10 protein-coding genes are annotated in these 11,906 nt (G+C 64.6%); 4 read left to right on the top strand and 6 right to left on the bottom strand.

Going from position 1 to position 11,906, the window contains the following annotated elements; translation table 11 throughout:
- Positions 1–41: 41 nt before the first annotated feature.
- The 4 genes from GEM_RS11140 to GEM_RS11155 all read right to left on the bottom strand — a co-directional run bounded on the left by GEM_RS11140 (position 42) and on the right by GEM_RS11155 (position 6,245).
- On the bottom strand, positions 42–1,022 hold the full coding sequence (locus GEM_RS11140; protein ID WP_014897507.1) for an NADPH:quinone oxidoreductase family protein: 981 nt from the start codon (positions 1,020–1,022) through the stop codon (positions 42–44).
- A gap of 601 nt (positions 1,023–1,623) precedes the next feature.
- Positions 1,624–1,995 (bottom strand): BON domain-containing protein, encoded by a 372-nt coding sequence (locus GEM_RS11145; protein WP_014897508.1) that lies wholly within the window; start codon positions 1,993–1,995, stop codon positions 1,624–1,626.
- Positions 1,996–2,110: 115 nt separating this feature from the next.
- Positions 2,111–3,049, bottom strand: a complete 939-nt coding sequence (locus tag GEM_RS11150) for a LysR family transcriptional regulator (RefSeq protein ID WP_014897509.1) — start codon at positions 3,047–3,049, stop codon at positions 2,111–2,113.
- A 460-nt stretch (positions 3,050–3,509) separates the two neighbouring features.
- Complete coding sequence (locus tag GEM_RS11155) at positions 3,510–6,245, bottom strand: LuxR C-terminal-related transcriptional regulator (protein WP_014897510.1); 2,736 nt, start codon at positions 6,243–6,245, stop codon at positions 3,510–3,512.
- 284 nt (positions 6,246–6,529) lie between these two features.
- Between GEM_RS11155 and GEM_RS11160 the strand changes: the two genes are divergently transcribed.
- Positions 6,530–7,069, top strand: coding sequence for a nuclear transport factor 2 family protein (locus GEM_RS11160; protein ID WP_272148342.1), 540 nt, complete (start codon positions 6,530–6,532; stop codon positions 7,067–7,069).
- 48 nt (positions 7,070–7,117) lie between these two features.
- Here the strand turns inward: GEM_RS11160 and GEM_RS29835 are convergent, their stop codons facing one another.
- Together GEM_RS29835 and GEM_RS11165 are read right to left on the bottom strand one after the other, a co-directional pair.
- On the bottom strand, positions 7,118–7,399 hold the full coding sequence (locus tag GEM_RS29835; protein WP_080599390.1) for a hypothetical protein: 282 nt from the start codon (positions 7,397–7,399) through the stop codon (positions 7,118–7,120).
- Positions 7,400–7,630: 231 nt separating this feature from the next.
- Positions 7,631–8,644, bottom strand: a complete 1,014-nt coding sequence (locus GEM_RS11165; RefSeq protein WP_014897512.1) for an AraC family transcriptional regulator — start codon at positions 8,642–8,644, stop codon at positions 7,631–7,633.
- 96 nt (positions 8,645–8,740) lie between these two features.
- Here GEM_RS11165 and GEM_RS11170 point away from each other — a divergent pair, with 96 nt between their 5' ends.
- The 3 genes from GEM_RS11170 (at position 8,741) to GEM_RS31215 (ending at position 11,856) form a co-directional block, all read left to right on the top strand.
- Positions 8,741–9,808 (top strand): 2Fe-2S iron-sulfur cluster-binding protein, encoded by a 1,068-nt coding sequence (locus tag GEM_RS11170; RefSeq protein WP_272148343.1) that lies wholly within the window; start codon positions 8,741–8,743, stop codon positions 9,806–9,808.
- A gap of 34 nt (positions 9,809–9,842) precedes the next feature.
- Positions 9,843–11,000, top strand: coding sequence for an alkane 1-monooxygenase (locus GEM_RS11175; protein WP_014897514.1), 1,158 nt, complete (start codon positions 9,843–9,845; stop codon positions 10,998–11,000).
- A gap of 142 nt (positions 11,001–11,142) precedes the next feature.
- Complete coding sequence (locus GEM_RS31215; RefSeq protein ID WP_148283820.1) at positions 11,143–11,856, top strand: hypothetical protein; 714 nt, start codon at positions 11,143–11,145, stop codon at positions 11,854–11,856.
- Positions 11,857–11,906: the final 50 nt, after the last annotated feature.

Consider the following 11,906-nt stretch of genomic DNA (forward strand, 5'->3'; position numbering starts at 1 on the left):
CTCGACGATCCGATCGCCCGCCATGTCGCGGCGGCGTCGGCTCAAGCATCCGGCAGGATCACCACCTTGCCCTTGACCTGCCGGTTCGCCATGCGCGCGATCGCGTCGGCCGCGCCGGCCAGCGACACGCGCTCGGTGATCGCGGGCCGCACTTTGCCGGCCGCGAACCATTCGGCGAGCAGGCGCATGTTCGAGACATGCTGCGCCGGGTCGCGGCGCACCGCATCACCCCAGAACACGCCGAGAATGTCGCGCTCCTTCAGCAACGCCAGGTTCAGCGCGATCTTCGGGATCTCGCCGGCCGCGAAGCCAACCACGAGGAACCGGCCGCGCCACGCGGTCGCGCGCAATGCCGCCTCGCTGTATGCGCCGCCCACGGGATCGTAGACGACGTCGGCACCGCGCCCGCCGGTCAATTCGTCCACGCGGCGGCGCAGGTCTTCCGTCACATAGTCGATCGTGTCGTCGGCGCCCGCGTCGCGACACAGCGCAAGCTTTTCCGCGCTCGACGCCGCGGCGATCACGCGCGCGCCCAGCGCCTTCGCGATCTCGATCGCGGCGAGCCCGACACCGCCCGCCGCCCCCAGCACCAGCAACGTTTCGCCGGGTTGCAGCCGCGCACGCTGCTGCAATGCGTGCAGCGACGTGCCATAGGCGAGCACGAGCGCCGCGCCCTGCTCGAACGTCATCCCCGGCGGCAACGCGGCGATCTGGTGCACGTCGGCCACACACTGTTCCGCGAATCCACCGTGCCCGGTAAACGCGACCACGGCGTCGCCGGGCCGCCACGTGGTGACACCTTCGCCGACCGCGTCGATCACGCCGGCGAACTCCGCGCCCGGCGAGAACGGCAGTGCCGGCTTCACCTGGTACAACCCCTGGACGATCAGCGCATCGGGGAAATTGAGCGACGCCGCCTTCACCTGGATCCGCACCTGGCCTGCGGCGGGTTCGGGAATCGCGACTTCCTCGATCTGCAGTCGATCGATCGGACCGAAGGCGGTACAAAGCACGGCTTTCATGCGTTCATTTCTCCTTGTACGGCAGGGCCGGCCGCTTCCTGTTCCCGCAGCCTGCCGCTGGCCGGATTGACACTGGCCAACAAACAGCGGCGCGCCGCACATCGTGCGACGCGGTGCGATTGCCTCTGTCCAAACGACTGAATATCAGGTTCGCGACGCGAATACGCGACGGCAGCCGGTGCGCCGGCCGCCATGCATCGACACCCGACGATGTTGCCGTCGATCGGTCGCATCACGTTCGCTGCAGCCCGCATTCGCCGCCAGCAGCGGAGACGACGATCAGGATCGCGGCGGCCGCGTCAGGGACGGCTCGGTGCGGTCGAACCGCGCGGCGTCCTGAATCTCGTTCCGCGCAAGCGCCTGCGGGCGAACCTCGCCCGGGCCGGCGGAATTCACCGCGAGCACGCGCTGGCTGCCGCCGCGGCCGAGACAGGGTTCCACCGTCGAAGGTCCGCCAGCGTGATGCCGACGGCCCAGCATAGCGACCGGGCCGGCATGTTTGAAATTTATTTGATGAATGCCAGATCATTCACGCCGCGAATCCCTCCGGACGCCTGCATCCGGAGGGCCGGCATCGCTCAGCAGCGTTCAACGCCGCACATCACTGCCCGCCTTCCAGGCGCAATTCGAGCTTGCTCGTCACCGACGTGACGCCGGGCACCTGGCGAGCCGCGTCCACTGCCGCCTTGTCCTGCGACTGGTCGGTAATCAATCCGGCCAGCGTGACTTCACCGGTCTTCGCCTTGGCAAACACGGTGACCTGGGCATTGCCGATACCGGGCGCCTTCACGATCGCCTGACGGACCTTCTTGGCAAACGCGCGGTTTTCCTGGCGCTCGGCCTTCTTGGCCGCGCGAGGCGACGCCGCCGCCGGCTTGGCCGCTGGCGTGTCGGGGGTTGCGGATTGCGCGTAGCACGTGACGGACGACAATGCGACGATGCCGGCAACAACGATCATAAGACGTGATTTCATCATCCTCTCCTCAGCAAGAACCCACGATCAACGACGGATTGGCGGACGCCGGAATCGGGCACCCGGTATTGCACCTGCAGTGCGTTCGCATGCCCGGTTGCAGCGTGCGACGATCTTATGCGGCAATCGAATTCAGTGCATTTTCGTCGGCTTCCAGTGCGGGCGAAAGCGTCATGCGCAGATGGTCGAGAAAGGTTCGGATCTTCGCGTCCATGAATTGCCTGGAGATGTACATCGCATACACATCGAGCATCGTCAGGCGATAGTCCGGCAACACCCTGACGAGTTTCCCGCTGCGCAGATCATCGATCACCGAATAGATGGCCAGCGACCCGATCCCCATTCCGGCCCGCAACGCAATCGCGAGCGCCTCCGGCGCATTGGCCTGAAACGGCGCCGCGAGAACCGCGTGCGATACCACGTCGCCGCACGCGCCATGCAGCAACCATTCATCGCTCGCATCGGCTGGCGTATCGAGGCGCAGACACGTATGGCTGGCGAGTTCGGCCGGATTCAGCGGAATGCCATGCTGATCGAGATACGCTTTCGATGCGACCAGCACGCTATAGCATCTTCCGTAGGTGTGCGCGATATAGCCCGAATCCGGCAGACTCGATGCCGTCACCACTGAAATGTCATAGCCGTCTTCCACCAGATTCGGCATCCGCTGCGAATAGGTGATTTCGACGGCGACTTCGGGAAAGGCCGCCTGATATGCAACGACCGCCCCGGTCACGTGGCTTTGCCCCAGTCCGGGCATGGTATGGACGCGCAACCGCCCGTACGGCCGAACCAGCGCGTTTCTGGCCTCGGCATTCGCCTGGTCGACATCGCCGAGGATCGACACCAGGCGTTCAAAATAACGCCGTCCGTTGTCGGTCAGCGCAATTCTCCGGGTCGTTCGATTCAACAGGCGAGTCTGTGCATACTCTTCGAGACTGGATACGGCTCGCGACACCTGTGCAATCGCCACGTCGGTCTGTTTTGCCACGGCCGTAAAGCTGCCGGCCTGCACGACACGCACGAATGTCCGCATGTTTTCGAGCATATCCATTTTGATCCGTCGTTTATCACTGTGAATGCACGGCGCGGGCAATCCGGAAGCCTGCTTCTGCACGCCGTAGAAGTGACGTCCGACATCACCATCTGGAGTTTTCGGCCTGAAGGGGCAACGCCAGCGCAGCGGGGAATGCACCATTCCACCCGCCGCCGCGCTCGACCCAATCATCCGAATTCTCGGATATTCCTCATCAAACGTTCACCCCCCTCACGGGGGGCTACTCAAACATGCGCTCGCATGAGATGCTCCGCAAGTTGGCCAATCCGGCCTGAGCAACGACGTGTTGCTCGCCGCCACTGTGGGCGAAGCACGATCTCGCCGAGCTGGCGGCCGGAGTCCATCCATTCATTCATGTGCGGCACGTGCCAATTGCGCGCGACTGGGTCACCGCCAGCGATGTCGGCGAGATCCTCGTTCCGGCAGTCGCTTGCAAGATCCGCGCCGAGGCGCAGGCTCATTCGTCGTCATGCCCCGAGCGCGACGGCTCGCGCGCCAACCCGGTGCGTACGGCCTGGATGCGCGACGTGACGTTGAGCTTCTCGAAGATATTCTTCAGATGCCACTTGATCGTTTCCGGCGCAACGCGCAGCGCACGCGCGATTTCCTTGTTCGACAATCCTTGCGCGACATAGTCGAGGATCTCGGCCTCCCGCGCGCTCAGGTTGCCCGGCGTGCCGGGCCGCGTGCCCGGCGTCGCAGTCGAGGTCCGCTTGACGTCGAACGCGCCTGCCAGCTCCCGCAAGTACCACGCGTTGACGGCCGGCAGGCGGCCGACGTGTTTCAACGCGCGCGCGATCATGCGTTCCACGGTCGGGCCTTCATCGACGAAGGTGCGCACCAGGCCGTTGACCTGACCGTATTCGAGCGCTTGCCCGAGCACCGCGAGCGCGGCGTCCTCCTGGCCAGCCTGCTCAAGCGCTACCGCCCGCAACGTGGCGGCCTGCGCCGCGAACCAGCCGAAGCCGAGCGCGACCAGCGCTTCATGCACGATGGCGATCACCTGCCCGGCCTCGACCGCATGCCCGTCCGCCAGCAACAGTCGCGCTCGCGCGGATTGCGCCATCTGCCACGTCTCGACGTAACTCGATGCGACCGCCGGCGACGCTGCCGGCACCAGCGCCGCGAGTGCCTTGCCGAGACGGTGCGCCTGCGACAGCTTGCCGACGCTCACACACAGCCGGATGCTGGTCGCCATGCACGCCACCCGCAGTCGCAGCCATTGCCGGCTGCAGGCGATCTGTTCGGCGGCATCGAGGATCTCGTGCGCGCGCGCTTCGCGGCCTGACTGAAACTCGATCAGTGCGGCAGCCTGGATGAAACGCAGCAAAGGCCCGAGCGAGCATGCCTGCATCGCGACCTCGAAGCGGTCGCGCTGCGCGTCGCGGACCTTCGCCCAGTCGTTCCATTCGTAATAGATGGCCGACAGATAGCCGGCCGACAACGCGGTTGCCGCCGACAGCCGCCCGGCGGATTGCTCGGCGAACCGCAGCGCAACCTCGAACGTCTTCGATGCGTCGTGCAGGCGGCCGGACACGAATTCCGCAAGACCGGACATGTTTTGCCGGTAGACGTTCGCATACAGCGGCTCATCTCCGGACATCGAACTTTCGGCGCGGGCCCTGAGCGTCAGTACGTCATCGAGGCGCCCCGCGTAACCGAGACCGAAGATCATCGTGGTTTGCCCGATCTGCTCGATCCACGAGCCCGGCGTCGGGCCCGCGGCCAGCACGCGCGCGCCCAGGTCCAGCGATTCGGCACTCTGGTCCGACAGGCCCGCTATCAGCGAGCGCACCGCGAGCAATTCGGTTGCCATGACGCCGCCCAGATCGAGACGGCGCGCTTTCACGTCGGCTTCGATCGATGCCAGCGAGCGACGTGCGTCGAGGATGCTCATCGACAATGCGAGCGCCCAGGTATGCGCGATCCGCAACCGCAAGCGTCCCGCCAGCGCCGTCTCCGGAAGGCGGGAAACCCAGTCGAGCACGGTCCGCACGTCACTGGCCGCAATGAGCCGCATCGCGCAGGTCTCGACCCAGCCGGCAGCCGTGTCGAAATCGCCCGCGGCGAGCGCATGCCGGACGGCATCCGGCCACTGGCGCTTGCGCGCATACCATTCGCTCGCGCGGCGATGCAGCGCGGCGATCGCACCAGGCTTGTGCAACGCCAGTTCCTCGCGCAGATACTGCGAAAACAGCGCGTGGTAGCGATAGTTCTGACGCCCGCCGTCGACCGACTTGATGAACAGATTGTGGGTGCTCAACCATTCGAGGCAGTCGGCCGCATCGTCGCGACTCGTCAGTGCGTTGCACAACGAGGGGGTCAGCTGCTCCAGCACCGCCGTGCACAGCAGGAAGTGGTGAACGGCTTCCGGCACGCGCGACATCACATTTTCGTTGAGATAGGTGGCGATCCCGGCCCGCGCACGGCTCACCTGCTCGGCCACATGCGCCGCGTTGCTGTCGTCGCGCAGCGCAAGCGCGGCCAGTTGCAAACCCGACACCCAGCCCTCGGTCGCGGCACGCAGGCGCTCGATGCTCTCGGCATTGAGTTGCTTGCCCGCGACCCGGTCGAAGAACGATCGCGTTTCCGTCTCGTCGAAACAGAGATCATCCGCGTCCAGCCGCACCAGTTCGTCACGCGACTCGAAATAGCTGAGCGGCAGTGCCGGTGTGGATCGGCATGCCAGGACGACGTGCAGGTTCGACGGCGCGTAGCGCAGCAGCTCGAACATCGCGTCGTGAATGACCGGCGAAGCGAGACGATCGAAATCGTCGAGCATCAGGAATAATTCGACGCCCGAGGTTTCGAGTTCGTTGAGCAACTCGTCGAAGACGATCTTCAGCGGAATCAGCGCACGGTCGCGCAGCAATTGCCGGGCATGGCTGCCAATACCGCCCGTCGCCTCGACGACGGCCGCGACAACATATGAAGAAAAGATCGACGCGTTGTCGTCGTCCGGGTCGAGGCTCACCCACGCGACCTTGGCATCCGTCGCCATGAGTTCCTTGCGCCACTCCGCAAGCAGCGTCGTCTTGCCGTAGCCGGCCGGTGCGCACACGAGCGTGACCCGGCGGTCCAGCGCACGGGCGAGCCGGCCGATCCTGGCCAGGCGCGGCACGATCTCGCGCGCCGACGCCGGCATCAGCTTGGCACGCACCAGTACCTCGATCCCGTCGGCGTCCGCAGGCATAGCCGACGCTCCGCTGTCCGTGGACGTCATCGCTTTCCGCTTCTCCCGGTACTGTCTGCCCGCACGGGTAAAAGGCCCGCGGTCCACCTGCCCGACATGGTGTCAAGGTTCGACGCGCGACTCATACAGCATAGCCACGCGACCTCGAGCATCAACAGTAGGTGATGTCCCGACTGGCCAAGCACCAGAATTGCAACCCATCCCGATCGAATCCCACGGATTCCTGTCGTGCCCGATCCACCTCCCCCCGTTCGGGGGGCTACCTCGATCGGGAAACTCGCTCCATGCTGACTCGGCAGTGCCGCCGCTCGATGCCACCCGCCACCGTGTCCGGCCGCGGACGCGACCAGCGGGCAGCCGGTCGCCGACACCCGTTGAACCGCCCTTACCGCCCAGGAGCCGTCATGAATTGCCGAGACATCGCGCAAGCATTTTTCGATCGCTATCGACAGCACGACATCGAAGGCATGCTCGCCCTCTTTGCGCCGGACGCCACCATCGACTACGTGCCGATCGCCGCAACCGGCGCCGCCGCCGTCCAAGGCGCGGCGATCTGGACCGCGCTTACCGACGCTTTTCCGGATTTGTCCAATGAGATCGACGCGATCCATGCGGACGGTGCCGGACGTCACGCGACTGTCGAGGTCACGATTCGCGGGACGCAGGCACAGGATTTCCTCGGCATCCGGCATCGCGGCAAGTCGTTTTCGCTCCGGCACGCATTTGTGTTCGAGTTCGATGCCGACGCACGCATCACGCGGCTCACTGCCTATTGGGACAACGTCAAACTCTTCGAAGACCTCGGCAAGACGACGCTCGGATAACGCAACGTCGATGACGGCCGCTCGCCGCACGGCCGCCTTCAACGCCGGTCAGGCTGCCTGATAGCGCTCGCGCAATGCGCGCTTGTTGATTTTCCCGACGCTGGTCTTTTCGATCGCATCGACGATGAGCAGCCGTTCCGGCACCGCGTATCGAGAGATCAATCCGCGATCGGCGACCTGCTTGACGTGTGCCAGCAATTCGGCCGTGTCGCCAGCGGCGTATGCAGCAATTGCTTGACCAGCAGCGGATACGTGTAGACGGACGGCGACGGCTCGTCCCGAGGGCGCGAATACGACGGGTTCATGAAGGTCTCCGTGAACAGCCGACATGACGCGACGCCGATCACGGGCAACCGTGCGGGCCGTTTTCGACGCGCGTTTGCGTCGGCCACGATGACATTCACGATACCGCACGTGCATGCGCCAGACACCCCCACTTTCGGGGGGACACGCCACGGCGTTGCAACGCGCCGGCGATCCGGCGCACCATCGCACTCGCCGGTTCAGACCGTCGTCATCGTGTGCGCACCCACCTGATCGGGGGGCACTCGAACCCTGTCCCTAACTGGTGGCGGCCCGACGAAATTCCGACGGCGACTTGCCCTCCCAGCGGATGAATGCACGCCGGAAATTGCCGAGACTGTCGTAGCCAAGCAGAAACGCGATTTCCTGCAGGCTGAGCTTGCCCGACCTCACGCTCTCGACCGCCAGCGTATGGCGCACGCTTTCCAGTATGTCTCGATACGACGTGCCCTCGTCGGCCAAGCGCCGATGCAATGTGCGCGGCGTCATGTTCAGCAGTTGGGCGACCGCTTGTTGCGACGGAAACGCGCCCACCTTCTCGAACATCAGCCGTCGGACCCTGGAGGGAAGCGCATGCTGCCGATTCAGGTTGGCGAGCTCGATCTGGCAGAGGCGCACCGCCTCCGTCAACGCGCGCGCGTTGCTGCTGTCGAGCGGCCGATCCAGATCGCCGACCTGGAACGCCAGGCCCGTCCAGTTCAGACCATAGCGGACCTCGCAGCCGAACAAGTCCCTCGCCAGATTCGCATAGTCGGGCACGTCGAACGGCAGCGCCACGAACGATGCCGGACTCGCGCCCCTCGCGATGTAGTCGAGCAGATTCTTGATCGTCAACACGATCGCTTCCATCACCGGCTGCCGGATGTCGCCGAGCGGATGACGCTCGACGAACGCAAGCCGTGCATGCTCGCCCACGATCTCGAGCTTCGCGGAAACGAGCGAGGTGCGCACCTGCACGAAACGCTCGATGAGTTCGAGCGCCTGTCGCGGTGTCACGCTGTTGGTCATCGCGTAACCCAGTAGCCCGTGACTGCCGATACGCAAGCGGTCCCCTACGAGCAGCCCGAGCGCCGGCTCGCCGGTCGCATCGATCGCATCGCTCACCAGCCGCTTGAAGGCATCGAAGGAAAAATCCTGGAGGGTGAGCTCGCCGTTCGCGCCGGGGCGCTGCAATTGCACGAACCAGTCGGGCAGACGCGCCCCCATCCGGACGACCTGATCCGAGATCTGGAGCGCGTATTGCGGTTGAAGAAAAAAGTCCGTCTCGGACATATCGGACATCCTCGCTGGGTGACGGACCTCAATTGACGTCAAATGCGCCATCGATGTCAATTCGAGCACTCCCGTAACGGCCGCCGGTTCCCTACGATGAACGTACCTCAACCGTACCGGCCGGAAGGCAATATGTTCAGGTTCCTAACAAAATCCAAGACTGTTACGGCCGTCATCAACGATCGCGCCATCACGGTTCAACCGGGGGAAACGCTCTTGCAGGCGGCATTGCGCCAGGGTATCGACTTTCCGCATAGCTGTCGGGTCGGCGGATGTGCGACATGCAAGTGCAAGCTGATCCACGGGCGTGTGAAGGAGCTCACGCGTACCGAGTACGTCCTGCCGGACGAGGACCTCGATCAGGGGTTCATCCTGGCCTGCCAGAGCATCCCTCGATCGGACGTGAGTATCGCCGTCGACATGAGCCGTTACGGCGCGCGACGGACGATCGCCGGGCGCGTGATCGGCCAGGACCGGCTGACGCATGACATCCTGCGCCTGCGCGTCCAGCTGGACGAAGCGCTTCCGTACAAGGCCGGGCAGTATGCGCTGCTGTCGATCGCGTCATTGCCCGGCGAGGTGCGCAGCTACTCGTTCGCGACGCGCGTACGGCCGGATGCACAGGCCGTCTTTTTCGTGCGCAAGGTGGCCGGCGGCGTATTTTCCGGCCATGTCCACGAACATGACCTCGTCGGCCGGACGGTGACCCTCGAAGGCCCGCTCGGGGACTTCTGGATGCGCGCCGCCACGACCCCGTTGATCCTGATTGCCGGAGGCAGCGGGCTCGCGCCGGTTCTCGCGCTGCTGGAAGACGGCGCGGCGGCACGCGTGGCGCGTCCGGTCACGCTGCTGTTCGGCGCGCGCGCGCAGCGCGATCTGTACGCGCTCGACACGATTGCCGAACTCGCCGATCGCTGGCACGACCGCTTCGATTTCCTGCCCATCCTTTCCGAAGAACCGATCGATTCGTCTTGGCGCGGTGCGCGCGGGCTCGTCACCGACGGCATCGCCGACGACCTGCCGGCCGACGCACATGCCTACCTGTGCGGGCCGCCCCGGATGATCGACGCAGCCGCCGAAGTCCTGACGGCGCGCGGCCTTTCCCGGGCACACATTCACGCGGATCGCTTCACCACGCAACACGACATACCGGCAGTCGCCTGAATTTCAATACCAACCTGGAGGAGGACACGTCCACATGCATCACTATCTGAAGTACTTCCTGTTCCACGTGATCGGCATCTCTTCGATCATCGCGTTCGTCGCGGGCGGTGCGTGGATCACGATCGATCTCGTCGCGATCCTCGCGTTCTATATCGTCGGCGACGCGATCTGCGGCGACGATACGTCGACCCCCGTCCTGCGTCATCCCGGTGTCCTGACGTTTCAACTGTGGATGGCGCTGCCGCTGCTGTCGCTGATCGTCTTTGCGTCGGTCTGGTCGATCGCCACGTCGGACCCGTTCGGCTTCGGCGCATTGGTCGAAAGGTTGACCGGATACGACGCATTGGCCGCACGCACCGCGGGGAACTGGGGGCATCGCGTATCCGGCGTGGTGCTGACCGGCCTGATGATCGGCATGATCGGCACCATTCCCGCGCACGAGCTCACGCATCGCACCTGGGACCGGATGTCGATGTTCATCGGCCGCTGGCTGCTGGCGTTCAGCTTCGATACGATTTTCTCGATCGAGCACGTCTATGGACACCATCGCTACGTGTCGACAACGGAAGATCCGGCTACGGCCCCGCGCGGCCGCAACGTCTACTTTCACATCCTCGTCTCGACGCTCAAAGGTAACGTCAGCGCATGGAAGATCGAGGCGAAGCGCTTGAAGCGCGCCGGACACGGGCGGCTTACGCCGTTCAACGCGGTGATTCGCGGCCACCTGATGAGCGTGCTCCTGCTCGCAGGCGCATGGAGCATCGGCGGGTACAGAACGGGCGCATACTTCCTGCTCTGCGCGCTGTGGGGCAAGGCACTGCTGGAAATCGTCAACTACATGGAGCACTACGGTATCGTCCGGGATCCCGGTACGCCCGTCCAGCCGCGCCACTCATGGAATACGAACCGGCGCATCAGCTCGTGGTCCATGTTCAACCTGACGCGCCATTCGCACCATCACGCCCAGGGCGAAGTGCCTTATCAGGACCTCAAGCCGTTTTCCGATGCCCCGATGATGATCGGCGGCTACCTGACGACGATCGTCGTCGCGATGATCCCGCCGCTTTGGCACAAGCTGATGACCCCCAAGGTGCTCGCCTGGGATCGCAACCATGCGACCGAGCTGGAAAGACGTCTCGCCGCCGACGCAAACGCGCGCAGTGGTGTCGCGGCGTTTGCGACCGCGACGTGAATCGACCACGGCACGGACACGACGCGCGACCTGCCGCGGCTCATCGACGCGGCACGTCACCTGCACGGCGGCCTCACACTCGTGTATCCATGCAACCTGCCCGAGCGGTGGCGCAGGTTGCCAGTCAACGGAATTGCCCATCATGGCTCATCCTGGAAAAGTTCGCGTGCACCGCGATTCCTCCGGTTGCTACTACGACGGCGAATCATATGCACTCAGGCTACAGTCGATCAGTGGTTGGCGCGACGAGACGGATCCGACGATCCGGGTCGATCTATTCGCACTACCAAATATGACCGGATTGACCCGGCCCGTTCTCCTGGGCCGTCCCGGCTCGGCCAGCGATTTCAGGCGCGAAGAGATCACGATCGAACCTGGCGAGTCCGGCGACGAGTTCAGGTGCATGCGGCGTATGATCGCAAACAACCGGGATCTGACCTGTCGTGAAGGGATTGCGATCACGCTCGAGCGTGGAATCGGCGATTTGCTGATCGACGACCTGCATCGTGTCGATTGCACGAGCCGGATCGCGGCGACACTGCGGAACACGCTGACACCCACGCTGGGAAGAGCGCTGTGGCCGCACGAGGACGAAACGCTGCTGAGTGTCGCAAGCAACATGCTTGACGGTCATTCGATGCTCGACGCGATGCAACGAGCCGTCAGCCGGCAATATGGCCCGCTGTTCTCCTCCGCGGGCGACCATCCGCTCGCCAGGGAACTGGGCGAGGCGCTGCGCAATCAGGAAGGCACGGTCAGCGGTGCGACGATCGTGCGCGTGCCGACCGGATCCGCCAGTTCGCTTGACCAGCACGTCGCGGTCGCTGCGTGTCAACGGCCGTATGCCGACGGATAGCAGGCAACAGAGGCTGCATCGATGGCACGGTCCGGCCGCCGCGCGCGAGG

It is taken from the genome of Burkholderia cepacia GG4, from assembly GCF_000292915.1.
GTDB classification, from domain to species: Bacteria; Pseudomonadota; Gammaproteobacteria; order Burkholderiales; family Burkholderiaceae; genus Burkholderia; species Burkholderia cepacia_D.

What these genes read in the sequence shown, in the direction of transcription:
- GEM_RS11140 (WP_014897507.1), bottom strand. Translation starts at nt 1,022, where the DNA reads ATGAAAGCCGTGCTTTGTACCGCCTTCGGTCCGATCGATCGACTGCAG.
- GEM_RS11145 (WP_014897508.1), bottom strand. Translation starts at nt 1,995, where the DNA reads ATGAAATCACGTCTTATGATCGTTGTTGCCGGCATCGTCGCATTGTCG.
- GEM_RS11150 (WP_014897509.1), bottom strand. Translation starts at nt 3,049, where the DNA reads ATGGATATGCTCGAAAACATGCGGACATTCGTGCGTGTCGTGCAGGCC.
- GEM_RS11155 (WP_014897510.1), bottom strand. Translation starts at nt 6,245, where the DNA reads ATGCCTGCGGACGCCGACGGGATCGAGGTACTGGTGCGTGCCAAGCTG.
- GEM_RS11160 (WP_272148342.1), top strand. Translation starts at nt 6,530, where the DNA reads ATGCTGACTCGGCAGTGCCGCCGCTCGATGCCACCCGCCACCGTGTCC.
- GEM_RS29835 (WP_080599390.1), bottom strand. Translation starts at nt 7,399, where the DNA reads ATGTCGGCTGTTCACGGAGACCTTCATGAACCCGTCGTATTCGCGCCC.
- GEM_RS11165 (WP_014897512.1), bottom strand. Translation starts at nt 8,644, where the DNA reads ATGTCCGAGACGGACTTTTTTCTTCAACCGCAATACGCGCTCCAGATC.
- GEM_RS11170 (WP_272148343.1), top strand. Translation starts at nt 8,741, where the DNA reads ATGAACGTACCTCAACCGTACCGGCCGGAAGGCAATATGTTCAGGTTC.
- GEM_RS11175 (WP_014897514.1), top strand. Translation starts at nt 9,843, where the DNA reads ATGCATCACTATCTGAAGTACTTCCTGTTCCACGTGATCGGCATCTCT.
- GEM_RS31215 (WP_148283820.1), top strand. Translation starts at nt 11,143, where the DNA reads ATGGCTCATCCTGGAAAAGTTCGCGTGCACCGCGATTCCTCCGGTTGC.